The organism is Pseudomonas panipatensis (assembly GCF_900099785.1).
Classification (GTDB): Bacteria; Pseudomonadota; Gammaproteobacteria; order Pseudomonadales; family Pseudomonadaceae; genus Pseudomonas; species Pseudomonas panipatensis.
This window is the reverse complement of the sequence record NZ_FNDS01000001.1, coordinates 628,948-651,637: the sequence shown is the minus strand read 5'-3', so window position 1 is coordinate 651,637 and position 22,690 is coordinate 628,948. Positions and strand designations below refer to the sequence as shown.

Annotated in this window: 24 protein-coding genes; 3 read left to right on the top strand and 21 right to left on the bottom strand. The window is 64.1% G+C overall.

Translation table 11 applies throughout. The annotated features are described in order from the left end of the window. Positions 1-15 precede the first annotated feature (15 nt). From BLQ74_RS27615 to BLQ74_RS03060, 5 genes are all read right to left on the bottom strand, one after another. On the bottom strand, positions 16-747 hold the full coding sequence (locus BLQ74_RS27615; RefSeq protein WP_244507132.1) for a hypothetical protein: 732 nt from the start codon (positions 745-747) through the stop codon (positions 16-18). 147 nt (positions 748-894) lie between these two features. Further along, the gene (locus BLQ74_RS03075) at positions 895-2,334 is read right to left on the bottom strand and encodes an aminotransferase-like domain-containing protein (protein ID WP_090260730.1); all 1,440 of its coding nucleotides are present in this window, start codon (positions 2,332-2,334) and stop codon (positions 895-897) included. A 206-nt stretch (positions 2,335-2,540) separates the two neighbouring features. Continuing rightward, the gene (locus BLQ74_RS03070) at positions 2,541-3,347 is read right to left on the bottom strand and encodes an OmpA family protein (RefSeq protein ID WP_090260728.1); all 807 of its coding nucleotides are present in this window, start codon (positions 3,345-3,347) and stop codon (positions 2,541-2,543) included. Further along, positions 3,344-3,685 (bottom strand): DUF4398 domain-containing protein, encoded by a 342-nt coding sequence (locus tag BLQ74_RS03065; protein ID WP_090260726.1) that lies wholly within the window; start codon positions 3,683-3,685, stop codon positions 3,344-3,346. The genes BLQ74_RS03070 and BLQ74_RS03065 overlap by 4 nt, the downstream gene beginning before the upstream one ends. A 25-nt stretch (positions 3,686-3,710) precedes the next feature. Next, a complete protein-coding gene (locus BLQ74_RS03060) occupies positions 3,711-4,541 on the bottom strand; it encodes a substrate-binding periplasmic protein (RefSeq protein ID WP_090260725.1) in 831 nt (276 codons plus the stop codon). A gap of 98 nt (positions 4,542-4,639) precedes the next feature. On the opposite strand from BLQ74_RS03060, the gene BLQ74_RS03055 reads away from it, so the two are divergent. Continuing rightward, positions 4,640-5,590 carry an alpha/beta fold hydrolase gene (locus tag BLQ74_RS03055; RefSeq protein WP_090260723.1) on the top strand — a complete coding sequence of 317 codons (951 nt, stop codon included), beginning with the start codon at positions 4,640-4,642 and terminating at the stop codon, positions 5,588-5,590. Between the two features lie 83 nt (positions 5,591-5,673). Here the strand turns inward: BLQ74_RS03055 and fabV are convergent, their stop codons facing one another. The 3 genes from fabV to BLQ74_RS03040 all read right to left on the bottom strand — a co-directional run bounded on the left by fabV (position 5,674) and on the right by BLQ74_RS03040 (position 8,753). Beyond that, positions 5,674-6,870: an enoyl-ACP reductase FabV gene (gene fabV / locus BLQ74_RS03050; protein ID WP_090260721.1), complete on the bottom strand. Its 1,197-nt coding sequence runs from the start codon at positions 6,868-6,870 to the stop codon at positions 5,674-5,676. 204 nt (positions 6,871-7,074) lie between these two features. Then, the gene (locus tag BLQ74_RS03045; protein ID WP_090260719.1) at positions 7,075-8,004 is read right to left on the bottom strand and encodes an electron transfer flavoprotein subunit alpha/FixB family protein; all 930 of its coding nucleotides are present in this window, start codon (positions 8,002-8,004) and stop codon (positions 7,075-7,077) included. Further along, positions 8,004-8,753: an electron transfer flavoprotein subunit beta/FixA family protein gene (locus BLQ74_RS03040; protein ID WP_090260717.1), complete on the bottom strand. Its 750-nt coding sequence runs from the start codon at positions 8,751-8,753 to the stop codon at positions 8,004-8,006. The genes BLQ74_RS03045 and BLQ74_RS03040 overlap by 1 nt, the downstream gene beginning before the upstream one ends. 345 nt (positions 8,754-9,098) lie before the next feature. Between BLQ74_RS03040 and BLQ74_RS03035 the strand changes: the two genes are divergently transcribed. Then, positions 9,099-10,754: an electron transfer flavoprotein-ubiquinone oxidoreductase gene (locus tag BLQ74_RS03035; RefSeq protein ID WP_090260714.1), complete on the top strand. Its 1,656-nt coding sequence runs from the start codon at positions 9,099-9,101 to the stop codon at positions 10,752-10,754. A gap of 92 nt (positions 10,755-10,846) precedes the next feature. Here the strand turns inward: BLQ74_RS03035 and BLQ74_RS03030 are convergent, their stop codons facing one another. From BLQ74_RS03030 to BLQ74_RS03010, 5 genes are all read right to left on the bottom strand, one after another. Beyond that, positions 10,847-11,407 carry a DUF1285 domain-containing protein gene (locus BLQ74_RS03030; RefSeq protein ID WP_090260712.1) on the bottom strand — a complete coding sequence of 187 codons (561 nt, stop codon included), beginning with the start codon at positions 11,405-11,407 and terminating at the stop codon, positions 10,847-10,849. Beyond that, positions 11,404-12,015 (bottom strand): DUF4823 domain-containing protein, encoded by a 612-nt coding sequence (locus BLQ74_RS03025; RefSeq protein WP_090260710.1) that lies wholly within the window; start codon positions 12,013-12,015, stop codon positions 11,404-11,406. Before BLQ74_RS03025 ends, BLQ74_RS03030 begins: the two co-directional genes overlap by 4 nt. Before the next feature lie 64 nt (positions 12,016-12,079). Next, positions 12,080-12,970 (bottom strand): radical SAM protein, encoded by an 891-nt coding sequence (locus BLQ74_RS03020; protein WP_090260708.1) that lies wholly within the window; start codon positions 12,968-12,970, stop codon positions 12,080-12,082. A 27-nt stretch (positions 12,971-12,997) separates the two neighbouring features. Then, positions 12,998-13,966, bottom strand: coding sequence for a GTP 3',8-cyclase MoaA (locus BLQ74_RS03015; RefSeq protein ID WP_090260706.1), 969 nt, complete (start codon positions 13,964-13,966; stop codon positions 12,998-13,000). Between the two features lie 94 nt (positions 13,967-14,060). Then, positions 14,061-14,699, bottom strand: a complete 639-nt coding sequence (locus tag BLQ74_RS03010) for a TetR/AcrR family transcriptional regulator (protein ID WP_090260704.1) — start codon at positions 14,697-14,699, stop codon at positions 14,061-14,063. Between the two features lie 84 nt (positions 14,700-14,783). Between BLQ74_RS03010 and BLQ74_RS03005 the strand changes: the two genes are divergently transcribed. After that, positions 14,784-15,917 (top strand): aminotransferase class V-fold PLP-dependent enzyme, encoded by a 1,134-nt coding sequence (locus BLQ74_RS03005; protein WP_090260702.1) that lies wholly within the window; start codon positions 14,784-14,786, stop codon positions 15,915-15,917. A 299-nt stretch (positions 15,918-16,216) separates the two neighbouring features. Here BLQ74_RS03005 and BLQ74_RS03000 read toward each other — a convergent pair whose 3' ends face one another. The 8 genes from BLQ74_RS03000 to acpP form a co-directional block, all read right to left on the bottom strand. Then, positions 16,217-16,993, bottom strand: coding sequence for a TatD family hydrolase (locus tag BLQ74_RS03000; RefSeq protein WP_090260700.1), 777 nt, complete (start codon positions 16,991-16,993; stop codon positions 16,217-16,219). Between the two features lie 68 nt (positions 16,994-17,061). Next, positions 17,062-17,418 carry a PilZ domain-containing protein gene (locus tag BLQ74_RS02995; RefSeq protein ID WP_009621447.1) on the bottom strand — a complete coding sequence of 119 codons (357 nt, stop codon included), beginning with the start codon at positions 17,416-17,418 and terminating at the stop codon, positions 17,062-17,064. Positions 17,419-17,452: 34 nt separating this feature from the next. After that, positions 17,453-18,439: a DNA polymerase III subunit delta' gene (locus BLQ74_RS02990; protein WP_090260698.1), complete on the bottom strand. Its 987-nt coding sequence runs from the start codon at positions 18,437-18,439 to the stop codon at positions 17,453-17,455. Continuing rightward, positions 18,432-19,064, bottom strand: a complete 633-nt coding sequence (tmk, locus tag BLQ74_RS02985) for a dTMP kinase (protein ID WP_090260696.1) — start codon at positions 19,062-19,064, stop codon at positions 18,432-18,434. The genes BLQ74_RS02990 and tmk overlap by 8 nt, the downstream gene beginning before the upstream one ends. A 21-nt stretch (positions 19,065-19,085) precedes the next feature. Then, on the bottom strand, positions 19,086-20,162 hold the full coding sequence (gene mltG, locus BLQ74_RS02980; protein ID WP_090260694.1) for an endolytic transglycosylase MltG: 1,077 nt from the start codon (positions 20,160-20,162) through the stop codon (positions 19,086-19,088). Positions 20,163-20,165: 3 nt separating this feature from the next. Continuing rightward, positions 20,166-20,981 (bottom strand): aminodeoxychorismate lyase, encoded by an 816-nt coding sequence (gene pabC, locus BLQ74_RS02975; protein ID WP_090260692.1) that lies wholly within the window; start codon positions 20,979-20,981, stop codon positions 20,166-20,168. Then, positions 20,981-22,225 (bottom strand): beta-ketoacyl-ACP synthase II, encoded by a 1,245-nt coding sequence (fabF, locus tag BLQ74_RS02970; protein WP_090260689.1) that lies wholly within the window; start codon positions 22,223-22,225, stop codon positions 20,981-20,983. The genes pabC and fabF overlap by 1 nt, the downstream gene beginning before the upstream one ends. Before the next feature lie 126 nt (positions 22,226-22,351). After that, positions 22,352-22,588, bottom strand: a complete 237-nt coding sequence (gene acpP, locus BLQ74_RS02965; protein ID WP_007160597.1) for an acyl carrier protein — start codon at positions 22,586-22,588, stop codon at positions 22,352-22,354. Positions 22,589-22,690: the final 102 nt, after the last annotated feature.

Here is a 22,690-nt window from a genome sequence, read left to right as displayed (position 1 = left end):
GGCGGAAGCGCGCGCTCAATTGCGGAAATGGAACTGCAGCTCGGCGCCTTGAATCTGTGAATGCCAGCTGTCGTCTTCGTTGCTGCGCAACTCGCGATCGCGCTGGATCAACCGGCCGCCGACCTGGAACGGGCTCTCCTCGGCCGGCTTTTCGGCGAACAGCGGCGGCAACAGAGGCTTCTCCTCCAAGGCCGGAGCGCCCTTGCCGGGCTTCAGGTCGTGCAGCAATTCCTTGGGCAGGCGCAGGTCGAGCGGCGCTGGCGGCAACGGCTCGCTCACGCTGGCCTCGGCTTCCGCCTTGCGCGGTTTGCTCGGCTGCGCAGGCGCCGCTGGCTTGCTGGCGGCCGCCGGCTTTTCCGCCGCCTTGAGCGGGGGCACGGCTGGCGCGGCCGGCTTCGCCGGGACGCCGGCCTGCTCCACACTGGGCACCGGGGCCGGCACTGGGGTGAGCGATGCCGCCGGGGCGCCAGGCGCAGCCTTGGGCGGCGCCGGCGAGTCGGCATCGCCGCACGCGCTCAGCAGGAGCGGAACAAGAATCAGCAAGAGACTACGGTGCAGCATGATGTCCGGGACAATGGCCAAAAAGCGCGCAATGCTCGCCTTAGTCGGCGGCCAATACAAGGGGCATGCGTCAAGCCCAAAGCCGTTCCGCTGGACGTTCCGCCCAACGGCGCACGCCGCCAAGGTGGCCGCCCCAGGCGCTGCGAGGCCGCCGTCGTCTCCATCCATGGCTTCAACGCCGCGCATCTGTAACGCCGCGTTTGGCCTCTGCGGCGTCTGTACCTGTTGCCCACTCGACGCCGCCACGACGAGCGGCGGGTGGCGCGCCCATGAAACGCGGCGGACGCCTACCACCTTGCCAGGGGCGAGCAGGCCCGCCCCACGCCCGCAGGCTCAGGCAGCGATCTGGCCTTCGTGGCAGAGCTGGCAGGCGAGCATGCCGAGGGTCATGATCGCCCGCTCGGCTTCACGGTCCCAGGGGATGCCGCAGGTCAGGCGCAAACAGTTGTTGAACTGCTCGGTGTTACTGAAGATCAGTCCCGGCGCGATACTGATGCCCTGTTCCAGCGCGCGCACGTGCAGCTCCTTGGTATTGACCTTGGCCGGCAGGCTGACCCAGAGGATGAAACCGCCCTTGGGCCGGGTCATCTGCGTGCCTTCCGGGAAGTACTGCTGCACCGCCAGCTGGAAGGCGGTCATGTTCTTGCGGTACTCCTGGCGGATGTAGCGCAAGTGACGGTCATAGCCGCCGTTCTCCAGGTAGGCGGCCACGCCCATCTGCGTCACCGTGCATGCCGAATGCGTGGTGAACGTCTGCAAACGGCGGATTTCCTCCTGGTAGCGCTCGGCGATGATCCAGCCGATGCGCACGCCCGGCGAGATGGTCTTGGAGAAGCTCGAGCAGTACACCACCCGCCCCTCGCGGTCATGCGATTTGAGCGCCTTGGTCTGGCCCTCGTCGAACATCAGCTCACCGTAGATGTCGTCCTCGATCACGCCGATGTTGTGCATAGAGGTCAGCTTGAGCAATTGCTTCTGGCGTTCCTCGGGAATGGTCCCGCCCAGCGGGTTGCTCAGCCGCGCGGTCAGCACCAGGGCCTTGATCGGCCATTGGTTGGCGGCCAGTTGCAGGGCCTCCAGGCTGATGCCGGTAAGCGGGTCGCTGGGAATCTCGATGACCTTGAGGCCGAGAATATCGGCCAGTTGCAGCAGGCCGTAGTAGCTCGGCGACTCGGTGGCGATCAGGTCGCCGGGGCGGGTCATCACGCGCAGCGCCATATGGATGGCATCGACACAGCCGTGGGTGATGGTCACCTGGCTGGGATCGACCATCACGCCGGCGTCGCGCATGCGGATCGCCACCTGCCGGCGCAGCGGCTCGTAGCCGGGACTGAACATGTAGCTGAAGGCGCGCGGGCTGGAGAAACGGGTGACCTTGGCCAGTTGCTGGTGCAAGGCACGGACCGGCAGGTAGTCCACGTGGGGCACCGCCGCGCCGAGGGGGAACACCCCTTCGCGCCGGGCTTCGGCGAGCACCTGGTTGATGATGCTGCTACGGGTGACCAGACCGGGCCGTTCGACGCGCGCGATATCCGGCGTCGAGGCGGTCAGCGCGGGCGTGCGGTGCACATAGAAGCCGGACTGCGGCCGTGCCCGGATCAGGCCCTGGTCTTCGAGGGTGGCATAGGCCTGCAGCACAGTGGCATGGCTGACATTGAGCTGGGTGCTCAGCTTGCGCACGGAGGGCACCCGCTCGCCCGGCTGGTAAACGCCGCGGCGGATGTCCTCGGCGAGTTGCTGGGCGATGCGTTGGTACAACAGCAGATTGCTCATGGCAGCGATCCCTCGAGTATTGGACCGAAACAGTAGCCAAATAATGGAAACTGTTCCAGAACAGTAGCAGGGAAACTTGCCGATACAGCTTCACGCTGACGACTGGAGCACTCACGCGCCGGCATTCAAGGCAGGCAGACCGGCCCAAAGCCTCTCCCGCGCGGCGGCAGCGGCAACGTGGCAGCACAAGCCCCATTGCCGCGGGCTCAACGCTCGGCGCCGAGCAGGCCCTTGTCGTCGGAGAAAACGATTTCGACCCGGCGGTTCTGCGCCCGGCCGAGGGACGACGCATTGTCCGCCAGCGGGTAGGCCTCGCCGTAGCCCTGGACCTGGATGCGCTTGGCATCGATGCCCAGGTCGGTGAGCACATCGGCCACCGCTTGCGCACGCTCCAGCGACAACTGCTGATTCTGCTGCTCGTCGCCTTCGTTGTCGGTGTACCCCTCGATGCGGATCACCCGGCGCGGATTGAGCTGGAGGAACTGCACCAGCTTGAGCACGGTACGGTTGGCGGCAGGCTTGAGCGCCGATTCACCGCTGTCGAACAGCACGTCGCCCAGGGTCAGCACCAGCCCGCGCTCGGTCTGGTTGGTGGCCAGGCTGACCATTTGCTCCTCCAGCCACTTGCCCTGCTCCTGAACGCTGGACAGCTTGGCCTCGCGCAAGGCCAGTTGCAGGCGCTCATGTTCAAGCTGCAACTTGTCCAGGCGCTCCTGGTTCAGCGCCAGATTGCTGCGTTCGCGGGCGATCTCGCTGTACCGCTGGCTGAGGTAGGCGTACTGCAGGACGTCGTCCTGGCTGCCCCAGTAACCGGCCAGGCGTTCGGCGCGCGCCAGCGATTCGCCGGCGCGAATCACGTCACGCGGCGCACTGTGCAACACAGCGGAATCGCCCTTGACCGCCAGGAACTCGCTGCGCGCCTGCTCCAGGGCCTGCTCCGGGGCGCGCTTGCTGGCGCAGCCGGTCAGGGCCAGCAAGGTCAGTGCGGCCGCGGATAGATGACGAAGGCTCACTTCACATCCCCCAACTGCTTGCGCAGGCGATGGATGCTCTTGCCCTGCTCCGCCACTTGCTCGGTGCTCTTGCGCGTCAGCACCCTGGCCTCGGCCAGGCGTGCGTCCAGCTCGGCCTGTTCGGCCAGTTGCCGGGCCTGCTTGTTGGCGGCGGCGCCGAGGGCCTTGCCGGCCGCCTGGTATTTGTCCTCGGCCATCTTGAACTCGGCATCCTCGTCGGTCGCGCCGACCGCCTTGGCCTGCGCCAGGGCCTGCTCGGTCAGGCGCATCTGCTCGGTGGGAAGCGGATCGTTCGCGCATCCCGCCAGGGCGAACAGCGCCAGCCCCGCGAGGGTCATCCTTCGATTGGTCACAAACGTTTCTCTACTCGGTGGGAGTGCCGGCGGCCCTGGATTGCTGGGCCTCCCAGCGCTGCATATTGCTCTGCAGCAAGCGCCGAGGAACGCCGGCGGCGGTCAATTCTGTCATTTTTTCCTGCAGTTGTCCGCGCAGCTCCGGCCCATAGCAGGGCGAGGCATGCGCCAGGGTCAGGTACAGCGCCTCGCTGGAAACCGGCGGGTCCAGCGGCTGCAAGCGCTGCGCGAAACCCAGCCGGGTGGCCGTCGCCAATCCCGGGAACCGCTCATAGAGCACATAGTCGGTGCGCCCCAGCATCAGCTTCTGGAAGGCCTGGGCCAGACTCGGCACCTCTTCCAGCATCAGCTTGCGCCGGGAAAATGCGTCGAAGTCCGCGCCAAAACTGTTGTTCACCAGGGTGCCGCCCTTGCGCCCACGCAGGTCATCCCAGCGCGCATAGGGGAAGACCTCGCCTTTGCGCACCCAGACCACGCTGTCGGTGTTGAGAAAAGCCGGCTGGATATAGTCCATCAGCGTCTGCCGCTCGGGGGTCAGGAAGGCGCCGGCGAGCAGATCGACACGCCCCAGTCGCGCCTCCTCCTGAGCGCGCGCCCAGGACCCGGTATAGCGCACATGGATGGTCAGGCCGAGCGCCTTGCCCAACGCCACCAGCAGATCGGCATTGGCCCCGATCAGGCGCTCCGGATGCGCTGGATCGCGCCAGAGAAACGGCGGGTACTCCGGGTTGCCGGTGGCCACCAGCATGGAGCATTGGCCGCTGGCGGCCTGGGCGCCCAGCGGCAGCGACAGACAGGACAGCAACAGGATGAGGCGTGGACGGAAGGAGGGCTGCGACATGGAGGCGTCTCGCGAACCGGGTAAAAGAACGGTCATACGGATAGCGATGGCATGCTAGCGTACTTCGCTCCCACCCACATCGGTCACAAGGATCATCGATGAAGAAAGTCCTGCTAGCCCTGGCCCTGTTGCTGGCCGCCGGAGCCGGCGTGCTCTACGCCTTCCCCGGCACCCTGCTGGCCGGCGCCCAACTGGTCGAGCAGACCCGTGCCGGCCTGACCGAGAAGACCCTGCCGGTCGACGGCCTGGACATTCACTACTACGAGGGCGGTCCGAGCGAGGCGGAAACCGTGCTGCTGGTCCACGGTTTCGGCGCCGACAAGGACAACTGGCCGTCGTTCGCGCGCCATCTGACCTCGCGCTACCACGTGCTGATCCCTGACCTACCCGGCTTCGGCGCGAGCAGCCAGCCGGCCGGCATCAGCTACGACGTCGGCACCCAGGCCGAGCGCCTGGTGAACTTCAGCAAGGCGCTGGGTATCGGCAAACTGCATCTGGTCGGCAACTCCATGGGCGGGCAGATAGTCGCGCTCTTCGCCGCACGCCACCCGCAGCAGGTGTTCTCCCTAGCGCTGTTCGACAACGCCGGTGTCACCGCGCCGCATCAGAGCGAACTCTTCGAGCGTCTGCTCAAGGGTGCCCCCAATCCGCTGGTGCTGACCCGCGCCGAGGACTTCCCCGCCCTGCTCGACTTCGTCTTCTACCAGAAGCCACCGATGCCGGAGCGCCTGCAGCACTACCTCGGAGAACGCGGCGTAGCACGCAGCGGACTGAACGCGCAGATCTTCAGCCAGTTGCGCGAGCGTTATATTCCGCTGGAGCCCGAACTGCCGAAGATCAGCGCGCCGACCCTGCTGCTCTGGGGCGATCGCGACCGCGTGCTGGATATTTCCAGCATCGACGTGATGAAAGCGCTGCTACCCCACCCGAGCGTGGTGGTCATCCGCGATTGCGGCCATGTGCCGATGATCGAGCGCCCCGAGGAAAGCGCGCGGTACTACCTGAGCTTCCTCGATGGCGTCCAGGCAACGAAGCTGGCCGGACACTGAGCCGCGCCAGAAAACGCAAAACCGGCGCCTGGGCGCCGGTTGCGGGAGACTGAGCCGCTCTTGCAGCGGCTCGGGCCTTGCGCTCAGAGCTGGATCAGATTGGGGATCTGCACGTCCGGATTGACGTCCTGCTCGTAATCGACCCCGGCGATCTCGAAGCCGAACAGACGCAGGAACTCGGTCTTGTAGCCGGTGAAATCGGTCAGTTGGTAGAGGTTCTCGTTGGTCACCTGGTCCCACAGCGCCTTCACCTTGTCCTGCACTTCCGGCTGCAGTTCCTTGTAGTCGGCACGCAGGCGGCCTTCGCCATCCAGGTGCGGCTGGCTGCCATAGAGGCTGTCACGGAACAGGCCGTCGACCTGCTCGATACAACCCTCGTGGGTGCCCTGCTCCTTCATCACCTTGAACAGCAGCGACAGGTACAGCGGCATCATCGGGATCGCCGAGCTGGCCTGGGTGACCACTGCCTTGAGTACCGAGACGCGGGCATCGCCACCGCTGGCGGCGAGCTTCTGGCGAATGCCCAGGACCTTCTGGTCCAGGTCCTTCTTGGCGGCGCCGATGGAGCCGTTCCAGTAGAGGTCATGGGTGATCTCTTCGCCCAGGTAGGTGAAGGCGGTGGTCTTCGCGCCGTCGGCCAGGACACCGGCCTCCTGCAGCGCATCGATCCACATCTGCCAGTCTTCACCACCCATCACCGCGACGGTATTGGCGACTTCTTCGGGGGTCGCCGGCTCCATCACGCTTTCCTTGATCACTTCCTTGTCGGTGTCCAGGCCACGGAAGTTGACGGTCTTGCCGACCGGCTTGAGCACCGAATTGAAGACCTCACCGGTCTTGGGGTGGGTACGGCGCGGCGCCGCCAGGCTGTAGACCACCAGGTCGACCTTACCCAGGTCCTGCTTGATGGTTTCGATGGTCTTTTGCTTGACCTCGTCGGAGAAGGCATCGCCGTTGATGCTGCGGGCATACAGGCCCTTGGCCTGGGCGAACTTCTCGAAAGCGGCGGAGTTGTACCAGCCAGCGGTGCCCGCCTTGGTCTCGCTGCCCGGACGCTCGAAGAACACCCCCAGGGTGTCGGCGCCGGCGCCGAAAGCGGCGCTGATGCGCGCGGCCAGGCCATAGCCGGTCGACGAGCCGATCACCAGGACCTTCTTCGGACCGTTGGCGATGGGGCCATTCGCCTCCACGTACTCGATCTGTTCCTTGACGTTGGCTTCGCAGCCGGTCGGATGGGTAGTGACGCAAATGAAGCCACGCACGCGCGGTTTGATGATCATGAAAACCTCGGTTGCTAGGTGCCGTTAGAACACATTCAGGAACTGGAGACGTCGCGCATTGTAGATGAGACACCTCATCTTGGGCCGCCAATCGTGACCAGCGGGTCGCAAGGCCTGGCAAAGCCACGGACGACGCGGGTTTTCCATTGGCGGAAATGAAAGAACCCGCTCCTGGGAGCGGGTTCTTTCAACAGCGGATCAGGCTCAGATGGCCTTTTCCAGCTCCGGTACTACCTCGAACAGATCGCCAACCAGGCCGTAGTCGGCGACCTGGAAGATCGGCGCCTCTTCGTCCTTGTTGATCGCGACGATGACTTTCGAGTCTTTCATGCCCGCCAGGTGCTGGATGGCACCGGAGATGCCCACCGCGATGTACAGCTGCGGCGCGACGATCTTGCCGGTCTGACCGACCTGCATGTCGTTCGGCACGAAACCGGCGTCGACCGCGGCACGGGAAGCACCGACAGCGGCGCCCAGCTTGTCGGCCAGGGCGTAGAGGATCTTGAAGTTGTCGCCGTTCTGCATGCCGCGGCCACCGGAGACCACGATCTTGGCAGCGGTCAGTTCCGGGCGGTCGGACTTGGCCAGTTCTTCGCCGACGAAGGCCGACTTGCCGGCATCGGCCGGGCCAGATACGGCTTCAACAGCGGCGGAACCGCCTTCGGCCTTGGCAGCGTCGAAGCCGGTGCCACGCACGGTGATCACTTTCACGGCAGCCGAGGACTGTACGGTGGCGATGGCGTTGCCAGCATAGATCGGACGCTTGAAGGTGTCGGCGCTGACCACGTCGATGATCTCGGAGATCTGATCGACGTCCAGCAGCGCGGCAACGCGTGGCAGGTAGTTCTTGCCGTTGGTGGTGGCGGCGGCCAGGACGTGGCTGTAGCCCTTGCCCAGCTCAGCGATCAGCGGCGCAACGTTTTCCGGCAGCTGGTGAGCGTAGGCAGCGTTGTCGGCGACCAGCACCTTGGAAACGCCTTCGATCTTGGCGGCGGCTTCAGCCACGGCACCGACGTTCTGGCCAGCGACCAGGACGACCACGTCGCCACCGATCTTCTTGGCAGCGCTTACGGTGTTCAGGGTGGCAGCGCCCAGGACGCCGTTGTTGTGCTCAGCGATTACCAGGATAGCCATCAGATTACTTTCGCCTCGTTCTTCAGTTTCTCGACCAGTTCAGCCACGGACTTGACCTTGATGCCGGCGCTGCGGGCAGCCGGAGCTTCCACTTTCAGGGTCTTCACGGTGGAAGCGGTGGAAACGCCGAGGGCGTCAGGGGTCACCACGTCCAGCGGCTTTTTCTTCGCTTTCATGATGTTCGGCAGCGACGCGTAGCGCGGCTCGTTCAGGCGCAGGTCGGTGGTGACGATGGCCGGCAGGTTCAGCGCAACGGTCTGCAGACCGCCGTCGATCTCACGGGTGACGTTGACCTTGTCGCCAGCGACTTCGACCTTGGAGGCGAAGGTGCCCTGGGCGTAGCCGGTCAGCGCGGCGAGCATCTGGCCGGTCTGGTTGTTGTCGCTGTCGATCGCCTGCTTGCCGAGGATGACCAGTTGCGGCTGTTCTTTATCGACCACGGCCTTGAGCAGCTTGGCGATGGCCAGGGAATTCAGTTCGTCGTTGCTCTCGACCAGGATGGCGCGGTCGGCGCCCAGGGCCAGGGCGGTACGCAGTTGCTCCTGGGCGGCGGTCGGGCCGACGGAGACGGCAACGATTTCGGTGGCGACGCCTTTCTCTTTCAGGCGTACGGCCTCTTCCACGGCGATTTCGCAGAAGGGATTCATGGACATCTTGACGTTGGCGAGATCGACGCCGGAGTTGTCCGCCTTGACGCGGACCTTGACGTTATAGTCAACCACTCGTTTGACAGCTACAAGAACCTTCATGGATTCCTCGTTTTTCTCCGGTGAATAGGAATGTCGCCAGACAGGCCTGGCCGGTAGTGCACGCCATCTGCGACTACATCCAGCGAGACCGCGACCGCAAAACCGTGGCTATCTTGACTGCATCGCCTTGGCGGGTCAATACACCTAAATACCCTTCCATAAGCCGCGGACCCCGATTCCATCAGGGTTTCACCCGATTCAAACAAACGTTTGTATTGCTCCAAACGGGGGGTATAACTATGCTTGGGCCTCTAGCTATAATGCGCCCCGCTCTGTCCGGGGTAGTGTACCCGGCCCATACCAACAAAATATGCCGTAGAGCCTTGAGTTAGGAGAGATCGAGAAGTGGAACGCGAATACATGGAATTCGACGTCGTCATCGTCGGCGCCGGCCCTGCCGGTCTGTCCGCCGCCTGCCGACTGAAGCAGAAGGCCGCCGACGCCGGTCAAGAGATCAGCGTCTGTGTGGTCGAGAAGGGTTCCGAAGTAGGCGCCCACATTCTCTCTGGCGCCGTGTTCGAACCGCGCGCGCTGAACGAGCTGTTCCCCAACTGGAAAGAGCTCGAAGCCCCGCTGAACACCCCGGTCAAGCGCGACGACATCTATGTGCTGAAGAACGAGACCGCCGCCACCAAGGTGCCGGACTTCTTCGTGCCCAAGACCATGCACAACGAGGGCAACTACATCATCTCCCTGGGCAACCTGTGCCGCTGGCTGGCCCAGCAGGCCGAAGGCCTGGGTGTCGAGATCTACCCGGGCTTCGCCGCCCAGGAAGCGCTGATCGACGAGAATGGCGTGGTCCGCGGCATTATCACCGGTGACCTGGGTGTCGACCGCGAAGGCAACCCGAAAGAGGGTTACTACACCCCGGGCATGGAACTGCGTGCCAAGTACACCCTGTTCGCCGAAGGCTGCCGCGGCCACATCGGCAAGCAGCTGATCAAGAAGTACAAGCTCGACAGCGAAGCCGACGCCCAGCATTACGGCATCGGCATCAAGGAAATCTGGGACATCGACCCGGCCAAGCACGACCAGGGCCTGGTGGTTCATACCGCCGGCTGGCCGCTGAACGACGAGAACCCGGGCGGCTCCTTCCTCTATCACCTGGAGAACAACCAGGTGGTGGTCGGCCTGATCATCGACCTGTCCTACAGCAACCCGCACCTGTCGCCGTTCGACGAATTCCAGCGCTACAAGCACCACCCGGTGATCAAGCAGTACCTGGAAGGTGGCAAGCGCGTGGCCTACGGTGCCCGCGCCATCTGCAAGGGCGGCCTGAACTCGCTGCCGAAGATGGTCTTCCCGGGCGGCGCGCTGATCGGCTGCGACCTGGGCACCCTGAACTTCGCCAAGATCAAGGGCAGCCACACCGCCATGAAGTCCGGCATGCTGGCCGCAGAGGCGATTGCCGAAGCCCTGGCCGCCGGCCGCGAAGGTGGCGACCAACTGACCAACTACGTCGAGGCGTTCAAAGCCAGCTGGCTGTACGACGAGCTGTTCCGCAGCCGCAACTTCGGCGCCGCGATCCACAAGTTCGGCGCCATCGGTGGCGGTGCCTTCAACTTCATCGACCAGAACATCTTCGGCGGCAAGATCCCGGTCACCCTGCGTGACAACAAGCCGGACTACGCCTGCCTGAAGAAGGCCAGCGAAGCGCCGAAGATCGACTACCCGAAACCCGACGGCAAGATCAGCTTCGACAAGCTGTCCTCGGTATTCCTCTCCAACACCAACCACGAGGAAGACCAGCCGATCCACCTCAAGCTCACCGACCCGAGCGTGCCGATCAGCAAGAACCTGCCGCTCTACGACGAGCCGGCACAGCGTTACTGCCCGGCCGGCGTGTACGAAGTGGTGAGCAACGACGACGGCAGCAAGCGCTTCCAGATCAACGCGCAGAACTGCGTGCACTGCAAGACTTGCGACATCAAGGACCCAGCGCAGAACATCACCTGGGTCGCCCCGGAAGGCACCGGCGGGCCGAACTACCCCAACATGTAAGGCCTGGCACAGAAAAAAAGGCTCCCCTATGGGAGCCTTTTTTCATGTAGTACGACCGTCCATGAACTACCGGCCGTCTCGGGACCTTGCAGTCACGGCTGCGGCCCCAGGGGAAAGAACTCCCCACCACTCCAGACGCCAAGCCATTCCCGGCCGTCGATTATCCGCGGCACCGCCAGTTCGACCATCTGATAGAAGACATTACGGTGGATCAGCGCCTCGAGGTTGCCACGCACCCGCACATAAGGCGCCGGCTCTTCACTCTGCGGGTCGATGCTGACGCGAATGGGATGCTCGGGCCCGGCAACGAACTCATCTTCGACATTGCTGGTGAAGCGCAGCGATTGTGCCTCCCCCTCCCCCTCCACCAGCATGACCACCGCTACGAAAGGTGCGTCATCGACACGGATGCCGCACTTCTCGACCGGCGTGACGAGGAAATACTCGTCGCCATCGCGGCGGATGATGCTGGAAAACAGCTTGACCATGGGCTTACGCCCGATCGGCGTCCCCAGGTAGTACCAGGTGCCGTCGCGGGCGATACGCATATCGATGTCGCCGCAGAACGGCGGATTCCACAAGTGCACCGGAGGCAGGCCCTTGGCGGCAGGAATCTGCGCCAACAGGTCGCCAGCCTTGCCTGGATCAGTCATTGGAACTCCTCTGTCGCCCTCACGCCGAGCAGGCTGCGGGCATATTCTTCCAGCGGCGGCCCCAGCAGGTCCTCTGGCTTGGCGTCATAGAACGTCAGGAAACCACCGCGACTGCGAATGGTAGCGCTGTCCACCAGGTAGCGGTTGGAGGTCTGGATCAGCATCACCTGGACCACGCTGCGATCGCGTCCTACCGCGTTGTCGGTGTCCTGATACTCCTCCCAGTTCCCCACGTTGTCCTCGCCCCTGGCGAAACGCGTGTAGAGCAAGTAGTCGGCCCCCGCTGCACGTGCCTCCTGCATGGCGCCGTCCAGGCCCAGCGGCGTCTTCGCCCGGCGCACTTGGGGGAAGTACTCGACGAAGCCGTTGAAGGTTTCCTCGGCCACCACATTGGGCCGTGCATAGGGATGCCCTGGCGGTACGAAAGGCCCTTGAGCGATGTAGATGAAGGAATCCGCCTGCAACCGCCAGTTGCCGGTACGGCGCGTCTGGCTGTGGTCGAGGAAACCGGCATCACCGAAGTAGTAACCAGTTCTCTCGGCCATGTCACTGGGCTTCATGCACCCGGCCAAGGCGACAAGGGCAAGGATCAACAACAGATAGCGCATGCAACATCTCCACGGCCAGCGTCGAAATACCGGCGTTCGGCGCAGCGATGCAGCTTCCGCGCCATCATAGCCCGCGCTGCCACTCCTGGCGCAGCCGTGCCTGCCCTGGCTGCTCGATGGCCTGTCTCACCTGGGCCAACAAGCGCGACTTGTCGGCACCGAGCACACCCTTGAGGACCAGGTAGTTGGACGCGTGATCGCTGCGGAACACGGTGTCGCGCAATTCCAGCCCCTGTAACAGGCGCTCGACCTCACCGAACAACTGTGCCTGGTTCAACGCCTGGAAGTCCGGGAAGCCTTCTCGAAAGCGTGCCTCGCCAGTCGGGAAACTGACGACCAGCGTGGACAGGAACTCTGGCTGCGCGGCGTTCATCAGCCGCGCCGAGTTATCCGCGTGTTGCTCGCTCAGGCGCTGACCACCAAGCCCGTTGAGAATCATCACCGAGCGCGTGATGCCAGCCGCGCCGAGCTTCTCCAGCGCCTCCAGGGTCGAGGCATAGGTCTCACCCTTGTTGACCCGCGCCAAGACTTCGTCGTCACCGGACTCGGCACCGACATAGGCCATGCGCAGGCCGGCGTCGGCCAGCTCCTTCAGCTCGGCCACCGACTTTTTGCGCAGGTTGCGCGGCAGGCAGTAGCTGGACACCCGCTCCACCTCCGGCAAATGCTCACGGATCGCCTGCAGGATGTTGAGCAAACGCCGCGTGGGCAGTACCAGTGCATCGCCATCGGCAAGAAAGACCCGCTGGGCGATCAACTGCTCACCGCAGTGTTGGATTTCCGCCAACACCTCAGCTTCATCGCGAGCGCGGAATTTCTTCTGCGGCTGTGTGTACATCTCGCAGAAACCGCAGTGATTCCAGGAGCAGCCGTTGGTTACCGGCAGAATCAGCGAATGTGCCTCGCTCGGCGGGCGGAACACCGGTTCGATGTAGGAGATCGGGAAATCGTGCATGGGGTCGGATTGATCCAGAATACGGGGCTAGCCGCCGATGATTTTCATCACCGTGACGCCCCCGGAGAAAGCCAGCTCCTGCTTATCGGCCAACGCCCTGACCAGCAGCCGCTGCAAGGCCGGAAGAGCCTGGTGCCGGGGCTTGTCGAACAGATCACCGACATAGTGGCGATTGCTTGACGACAGGCAGCCGTGCAGCCAGCCGGTGGAAGACAGGCGCAGGCGCGAACAGGTCCGGCAGAACGGCACGCTTTCGTTGGCGATGACACCGAAATAGCCCTGCCCCGGCACTTCGTAACGCAGCGCCGTGGCATCCACCGGCGCATCGGCCTGAACATAGGCATGGCGCCGGCCGATCACTTCGAGCAATTCCTCCAGGCCGACGAACTGGCGGGAGAAGGCACCGCCATCACGGGCCAGGTGGCCCATGCGCATCAGCTCGATGAAGCGCAACTCGAAGCCCCGCTCCAGGCAGTAATCCAACAGCGGTAAAACCTGATCGAGGTTCTGATCGCGCAACGGCACCATGTTGACCTTGATCTTCAACCCGGCGGCGCGGGCCTCTTCCAGCCCCTTGAGCACCGTAGACAGGTCGCCGCCACGGGCGATGGCGCGGAACGCCTCGGCATTCAGGGTATCCAGCGAAACATTCAGACGGCGAATGCCACAATCCAGCAGCAGCGGCAGCTTGCGCGCCAACAGTTGGCCATTGCTGGTCAGGCTGATGTCCTGCAGACCCAGCGTACTGACACTGTGCAGGAAGGCATCGAGTTTGGGACTGACCAAGGGCTCGCCGCCGGTGATGCGCAAGCGCTCGATGCCCGCAGCCTCGATCAGATAAGCGACACCCCGCGCCAGGCTCTCGGCGGAAAGCTCATCCTGCGCCGCGACCAGCCGCTTGCCGTCCGGCACGCAGTAGGTGCACGCGTAATTGCAAGCGGCGGTGAGGCTGACGCGGAGGTTGCGGAAGCGTCTGCCCTGGCGGTCGACGATCATGGACGACTCCAGCGGAAGTGGGTGCCTTCAGTATATGCCCGCCACACCCGGCGCATTTATCCGACAGCGACCGATCCAGGCGCCGAATACCGACTCAGGCGGTCGGCGTATCACTGTCGCGCTTGCGCTTGTTGCCCATGCGCACGCCGATGTCCATGAGGAACTGGAAGAAGCCTTCCTGATCTTCCAGCACATCGCGCCAGAACGGCGAGTGGTACAGCGCCACCGCGCCATGCACCAGCGCCCAGGCCGCGCAGTAGTGGAAATACGCCGGGACGTCTTCGAGCTTGCCGGCGGCGATGCGCTCCTTGATCAACTGGCTAAGGCGCTCGAAGTTCGATTCACGGATCTTGTGCAGCTCCTCGACCATTTCCGGCACCTGGCTGCTCTTCACCACCTTCTCTTCCAGGCGGTCGAACAAGCGGTAACGCTGCGGATCGCGCATGCGGAATTCGAAGTACGCACGCGACAGGCGCTCCTTGTCCCGCGCCACGTCCTCGGAGTGGAAGAGCGCAGCCAGATCGCGCTCGTAATCGAGCATCAGGCGCAGGTAGATCTCCGCCTTCGACTTGAAGTGCTTGTAGATGGTGCCTTTGCCGATACCCACGGCATCGGCGATCATTTCGACCGTGACACTGTCTTCCCCCTGTTCGAGGAACAGCTTGAGGGCGGTATCGAGGATTTCCTGTTCGCGACGTCGAAATTCGCGAACCTTGCGCGGCTCTTTCTGCATAAAAAGACTGTTCGGTCAAAAATAGTCAAAATCCGGAGCCGCGTATTATGCCTATCCAGCGCCAAATTGCACGGAACATCCGCCATGAATCGTTTTTCCCAGGAATTCCCCCAAGAGCCCGGTCTGCGTTACCTCAATCACGCGGCGGTCGCCCCCTGGCCACAACGCAGCGCGGACGCCGTGGCAGCCTTCGCTCGAGAAAATGTGAGGCTCGGCGCGCGTGACTACCCGCAGTGGCTGCTGGTGGAAAAGCGCCTGCGCGAACGCCTGACGCGCCTACTCAACGCCAACACCAGCGGCGATATCGCGCTGGTGAAGAACACGTCGGAAGCGCTGTCTTTCGTCGCCTTCGGGCTGGACTGGCGAGCCGGCGACCAGGTGGTGATCAGCGATCAGGAGTTCCCCTCCAACCGGGTGGTCTGGGAAGCGCTGAAACCACGCGGCGTGGAGGTCATTCAGGTCAGCCTGGATGGCATCGACCCGGAAGCCGATCTGCTCGCCGCTTGCGGCCCGCGCACCCGCTTGCTGTCGATCAGCGCGGTGCAGTACGCCAGCGGCCTGCGCATGGACCTGGAGCGTCTGGGCGCTGGTTGCCGTCAGCGCGGCGTGTTGTTCTGCATCGACGCCATCCAGCAGCTCGGCGCCCTGCCCTTCGACGTCCAGGCCTATGACTGCGCCTTCGCCATGGCCGACGGACACAAATGGATGCTCGGCGCCGAGGGCCTGGGCGTTTTCTATTGCCGCGCCGCCGAGCGCGAGCAGTTGGCCTTGCAGGAATACGGCTGGCACATGCTGGAGAACGCCGGCAACTACAACCTTGCCACCTGGCAGCCGGCGCACAGCGCACGCCGCTTCGAATGCGGCAGCCCGAACATGCTCGGCGGCGTGGCGTTGGACGCCAGCCTCAGCCTGCTGGAGGAAGTCGGCATGACGACCGTCGGCGCCGCACTGACGCAGTGCGTTCAACAGCTGCAAGACGGCCTGGCGCGAATCCCCCGTGCGCGACTGCACAGCCCGCAGCATGCCGAGCGCCGCGCCGGCATCCTGACCTTCAGCCTGGACGGCTGGGACAATGCTCACTTGCATGAGCGCCTCAAGGCCGAACAGGTCGTCTGCATTCAGCGCGGCGCGGGAATCCGCCTCTCGCCACACTTCTACACCCCGGAAAATGTGCTCGAGGACACACTGGCGATTCTTGACCGTCTGGCCAGGGAATAAGCTGAAAAACCGCGAGATCAGAAGGTCTGGATGGACGACAAGAACGGCAAACCCAGGGGCGAACGTGAGCCGTATTCCAAATCCGTTTAAAAAACTGCTGGGCGGTTGTGGACGGCCTGCCATCTTGGCCAATACTTCAAGTTACTGGCGTGCGGCATCTCCCCCCAAGTGTCCCGCCAGTGGAGGTACCGAGGATCGCGTACCTCATTGTTACACTCCTAATGGTCTTGACCCGGATTCATCCCCCAGAACCCGGGTTTTTTTTATCCGCAGAAAAAGCAGCGCCTACTCGGCACGCCTCATACGGTCAGTGGAAACAGGCGCCGGTAGTTGGCGCTGGTCTGTTCGGCCAGGGTCTCGAAGCTCACACCGCGCAACACCGCCAGATACTCGGCGACCTCGCGCACATACTCCGGCAGGTTCGGCTTGCCACGGTGCGGAACCGGCGCCAGATAAGGTGAATCGGTCTCCACCAGCAGGCGGTCGGCCGGCACCTGGCGGGCCACATCGCGCAACGCCTCGGCATTGCGGAAGGTGACGATACCGGACAGCGAGATATAGAAACCGATGTCCAGCGCCGCCTTGGCCATCTCCCAGTCCTCGGTGAAGCAGTGCAGCACGCCAGCCTGCGGCAGCGCCGCCTCGCGCAGCAGCGCCAGCGTGTCGGCGCGGGCCTCGCGGGTGTGCACGATCACCGGCTTGCCGGTGAGCTTCGCCGCCTGCAGGTGCAGTCGAAAGGCCTCCTGCTGCAATTCGGCGGCCTCGGGCTCGTAGTGGTAATCCAGGCCGGTCTCGCCGATGGCGACCACCCGCGGGTGGTTCAGCTCACCCAGCAGCCAATCGAGCGCCGGGGCACTGCCGGGCTCCAGATCGAGGGGATGGACGCCCACCGAGCAGTGCACGTCGGCATAGCGCTCGGCCAGCGCCTTGACTGCCCGAGCATTGTCGGCGCTGACGCCGATGCACAGGAACTGTCCGACGCCACGAGCGCGCGCGGCATCCAGCGCGGCATCAAGCGAGCCGCCATGGGCGGCCAGGTCGAGGCGATCGAGGTGGCAATGGGAATCGACCAGCATGGAATCTCTACTCCGAAAATGACGAAGCGCCCCGAAAGGCGCTTCCTGCGGTCCGCTGAACGGGCGGCCTACATGGTATGGGTCGGCCGGTCCGACTTCAGCGCCCCGGCCAGGTAGGTTTCGATCTTGTTGCGCGCGGTGTTGTCGCCATCGTTGAACTGTACGCCGATGCCGGCGGCACGATTGCCCTGGGCGCCCTTGGGCGTGATCCAGACCACCTTGCCGGCGACCGGAATTTTCTCCGGCTCGTCCATCAGGTTGAGCAACATGAAGACTTCGTCGCCGAGCTTGTAGGTCTTGTTGGTCGGGATGAACAGCCCGCCGTTGCGAATGAACGGCATATAGGCGGCATAGAGTACGGACTTGTCCTTGATGGTCAGGGACAGGATACCGTTACGCGGTCCCAAGTTCGGTGGCAAGCTCATGCGGCTGTCCTGGCAATGTTCCAATGCGGCGATTCTAGCCCGGTCCCGGCAAGCTTGCCCACTGTGCCAACAAGGCTTCGAGAAGCAGGGCACGGTTGAGGTTGGCCTTGTTCAGGACTTTCTGCCGCTGCGCCAGCAGCCAGTCCTGGAGCGTCAGAACCTTGGGCTGCGACGATTTCTCGGCCAGGTACTGAACCACTTTGCGCATGTCCGCCAGGCCCAGCCCGGCTTCGTCACGGGTCAGTTGGTAGCGCAGGATGCCCAGCGCCCAATCGCAGAACCAGTCGAACAGCAACGGCAAGGGAATCGCGTTCCAGCTCTCCGCCAACTGGCCGGGTGCGACCTGCTGTTTCAGCAGCTTCTTCACGCCATCGACCACCAGTGCGCGCTGCTCGCGCACGCCCTGCCCTTGCAAGCGCTGCGCAGTCAGCGGCGAGCCGCCGGCCAGCACCAGCAACTCATCCAGCGACTCCGGGGTTTCCCCCGGGAAGGCGGCAGCCAGCCAGGCGCGACTCTGCTCCGCGCTCGGCAGCGGACAGGCCTGCTGCACACAGCGGCTCTTGATGGTCGGCAGCAGGCGGCTGGGCTGATGGCTGATCAGCAGCAACACGGTATCCCCGGACGGCTCCTCCAGACTCTTCAGCAAGGCATTGGCGGCATTCAGATTCATCGCCTCGGCGGGCTCCAGCAGGACCACCTTGCGCCCGCCCAATTGCGCGGTCTGCACGACGAACTCCACCAACTCGCGAACCTGATCGACACGGATCGGCTTCTCCGGCTCCTCCGGCTGCAACTGGAAGTAATCCGGATGGGTGCCGGCGGCGAGCAGGTGACACGCCTTGCACTGACCGCAGGCCGCGCCATCGAGCGGGTGCTGACAGAGCAGGAACGCCACCAGATGGTCGGCCAGGACGCGCTTGCCGATCCCGGCGGGGCCGTGCAGCAGATACGCATGGGCATGCCGCGCCCGGCCGCTCAGCTGCTGCCAGAGGGCACGCTGCCAGGGATAGATATCAGCCATGCAGGCGCTCCAGCAGTTGCGGCAGCAACGCCTGCAGATCGGCCTGTACGGCGGACAACGGCTGCGCGGCATCCAGTACGCGATAGCGTGCGGGACTTGCCGCCGCGCGAGCGAGATAGGCCTGCCGCACGGCCTCGAAGAAGCCGCGATCTTCCTGCTCGAAACGGTCCAGCCGGCCACGCGCCGCGGCACGCGCCAGGCCTACTTCCACCGGCAGGTCAAAGACCAGGGTCAGATCCGGGCGCAAGTCGCCCTGGACGAAGCGCTCCAGCTCAGCGATGCGCGACTCCGGGACACCGCGACCGCCACCCTGGTAGGCATAGGTGGCGTCGGTGAAGCGGTCGCAGAGCACCACCGCGCCACGCGCCAAGGCCGGGAGGATGACCTGGGCGATGTGCTGGGCGCGCGCGGCGAACATCAGCAGCAGCTCGGTATCCACCGCCATCGGCTCATCGCTGGGCGCCAGCAGCAGCTCGCGGATACGCTCGGCCAAGGGCGTGCCGCCCGGCTCGCGGGTCAGTTGCACCTCGACACCACGCTCGCGCAGCAGCGCGGCCAGGTACTCGCGATTGGTGCTCTTGCCCGCGCCTTCGGGGCCTTCCAGGGTGATGAACAGGCCGCTCACTCGGCTCTCCTTTTATCGGTACTACTTGGCCGCCGGCGGCTGAGGCGCGGCAGAAGAACTCGTCACCGGCGCAGGGCTGGAACGGTAATCGGCGCGGCGCTTGATCTGGTACTCCTGCACGGCCTTGTTGTGGTCGTCCAGGCTGTCGGAAAACACATGGCTGCCATCGCCGCGAGCGACGAAATAGAGGCTTTGGCCTTCGGCCGGATTGAGCGCGGCATGGATCGAATCGCGTCCCGGCATGGCGATCGGCGTCGGCGGCAAGCCGGGAATCACATAGGTGTTGTAAGGCGTCGCTTCACGCAGATCGGCACGGCTGATCTTGCCGGTATAGCGCTCGCCCATGCCGTAGATCACCGTCGGGTCGGTCTGCAGCAGCATGTTTTTCTGCAAGCGACGAATGAAGACACCGGCGATCTGTGCGCGCTCCTGCGCCACCCCGGTTTCCTTCTCCACCAGAGAAGCCATGATCAGCGCCTGATACGGGTCCTGGTATGGCAGGTCCTGGGAGCGGCTGGCCCACTCCTCCTTGAGGATGTTGTCCATGTGCTGATACGCCTGCTTGAGCAGATCGACATCACGCACGCCGCGGACGTAGCGATAGGTATCCGGGAAGAAATGCCCCTCGGGCGCGACGCCAGGCTTGCCGAGACGTTTCATCACGTCCTCGTCACTGAGGCCGGCGAGGGTCTGCTCCAGTTTGGGCTGACGCGCCAAGAGATCGCGAAGCTGGTGGAAGGTCCAGCCCTCGACCAGGGTCAGGCTGTACTGCACGACATCCCCCTCACGCCAGATCGTGAGTAGGTCTGTCGCGCTCATGCCTGGCTTGAGGCGGTATTCGCCACTGTGCAGCGACTGCCCGGCCAGGTTGAAACGCCAGTAGAGGCGCAGCCAGAAGGCGCCCTGCAAGACGTCCTCGTCCTGCAAACGCGCCAGCATCAGGCCGGGCGTGGAGCCGGGGGGAACATCGAGCAGGCGCTCTTCGGTGAGTTGCAGCGGCTGTTGCAACGCGCGGCGCTGTTCCCAGCCCGCCAGCCCGAGCAGCAGACCAGCCAGCAGCAGGCCGCTTTCCAGCAGCACCAGCAGTTTGCGCTTCACAAGTCAGGAATCCAGAAGTTCGCCGAAATGGCTTTGCAGTTTACGGGTGATCGCCCCGACCGGCCAGGTATGCGCCTGCAAGCGACGCACCGGCCATACGCCGTAAAGGCTATTGCAGAGAAAGACCTCGTCCGCCTGCAACAGTTCGTCGTAGCCGATATCCCGAACCTCGGTGGCGATACCCTGGGCCGTGGCCCAGGCCAGCAACTCGGCGCGCATCACACCGGCCACCCCACAGCGGCTCAGCTCAGGCGTCAGCAGCCGGCCGTCACGGACCAGGAACAGATTGCTGAACACGCCCTCGATCACCCGACCGCTGTGATCGCGCATGAGCCCCTCGGCATAGGCGGGGTCGTCCCACTCGCCGCGCGCCAATACCTGTTCGAGGCGATTGAGGTGCTTGAGGCCGGCCAACAGCGGCTGCTCGGCAAGGCGGGTCGCACAGGGGAACAGGGCAATGCCTTGCTCGGCATTGGCCGGCGGATAAGCGGGCGTCGGCGAGCCAATGAGAATGCGGCTGACCTTGGCCTCGGCCGGCGGCGCATAGCCACGCAAGCCTTCGCCACGAGTCAGCATCAGCTTGAGCACACCGCTGCCGAGCCCGGCGCTGAAGCTGAGCAGCTCCTGCTCGACCAACTCAAGCGAGACCGCCAGGCGCAGGCGCCGCAAGCCCTCCTCCAGCCGCGCCAGATGCCGCGCCAGCAGGCGTGGCCTGCCGGCGGACACGGCAATGGTCTCGAACAGGCCGTCGCCGTAGGCCAGTCCGCGATCGCGCACGGACAGAACCTCGGCCGGCCGGCCGTCGACCCAGCTCAGCATCAGTCGCGGAACCGGCGGAACACCAGCGTGCCGTTGGTACCGCCAAAGCCGAAGGAGTTGGACAGCACCACGTCGATCGCGCGCTCCTTGGCCTGGTGCGCCACCAGGTCGAGGTCACAACCCTCGTCCGGGTTGTCCAGGTTGATGGTCGGCGGAGCGATCTGATCACGCAGGGCAAGCACGCTGAAGATGGCTTCCACCGCGCCGGCGGCCCCGAGCAGGTGGCCAGTCATCGACTTGGTCGAACTCATCGACAACTTGTAGGCATGCTCGCCAAAGACGGACTTCACCGCAGCGATTTCAGCGATATCGCCCGCCGGAGTCGAGGTGCCGTGCGCGTTGATGTAGTCGACCTGATCAGGGTTCAAACCGGCGTCGCGCAGGGCATTCTTCATGCAGCGCGCGGCACCGGCGCCATCTTCCGGCGGCGAGGTCATGTGATAGGCGTCACCGCTCATGCCGAAACCGACCAGCTCGGCGTAGATACGCGCGCCACGGGCCTTGGCGTGTTCCAGCTCTTCCAGGACTACGCTACCGGCGCCATCGGAAAGCACGAAGCCGTCGCGGTCCTTGTCCCACGGACGGCTGGCCTTGGCCGGCTCGTCGTTGCGGGTGGACAACGCCCGGGCCGCACCGAAGCCGCCGATGCCCAGGCCGCAAGCGGCCATCTCGGAACCGCCGGCAACCATCACGTCCGCCTCGCCATAGGCGATGTTGCGCGCGGCCATGCCGATGCTGTGGGTACCGGTGGTGCAGGCAGTGGTGATGGCGTAGTTGGGACCCTGCAGACCGAGGTGGATCGACAGGAACCCGGAAACCATATTGATGACCGAGCCAGGCACGAAGAACGGCGAAATACGCCGCGGCCCTTGCTCGAACAGCGAACGGCAAGTGTTCTCGATATTGGTCAGGCCACCGATGCCAGAGCCGATGGCGACGCCAATGCGCTCGCGATTGGCGTCGGTGATTTCCAGGCCGGAATCGCGTACCGCCTGGAAGCTGGCAGCCAGGCCGTACTGGATGAACAGGTCGAGTTTGCGGGCTTCCTTGGCGGACATGTATTGCTCGACGTCGAACCCTTTCACCGAGCCACCGAAGCGGGTGGAGTAGGCGGAAAGGTCCATGTGCTCGATCGGGGCAATACCGCTGCGGCCGGCGAGAATACCCTGCCAGGTGCTCGGCACGTCCACGCCCAGCGGCGAGAGCATACCCAGGCCAGTGATGACGACGCGTCTGCGCGACACTACGACTTCCTCTTGTACGAATTCACGGCAATTGCGCCGGACCACGACCAGGGCAGTCCAGCGCTAAAGAAAAGCCGCACGCCTTCGCAGGCCGTGCGGCTTCTTTCGTCGGGAAACGACGATTACTTATTGCTGGTGGGCAACGATGTAATCGATGGCTTCCTGAACGGTGGTGATCTTTTCGGCTTGCTCGTCGGGGATTTCGGTCTCGAATTCCTCTTCCAGAGCCATCACCAGCTCAACGGTGTCAAGGGAGTCGGCGCCCAGGTCTTCGACGAAGGAAGCGCTGTTGGTGACTTCTTCTTCCTTAACGCCGAGTTGCTCAGCAACGATTTTCTTGACGCGTTCTTCGATGGTGCTCATACCTTGTTTTCACTCCTATGGACAATCCGTGCAGCTGGGCTGCGGGTAAGTGTATAGAAAGGGTTTTCTGCATTTCAAGCTGAACGCCGACGCCCCTTCACG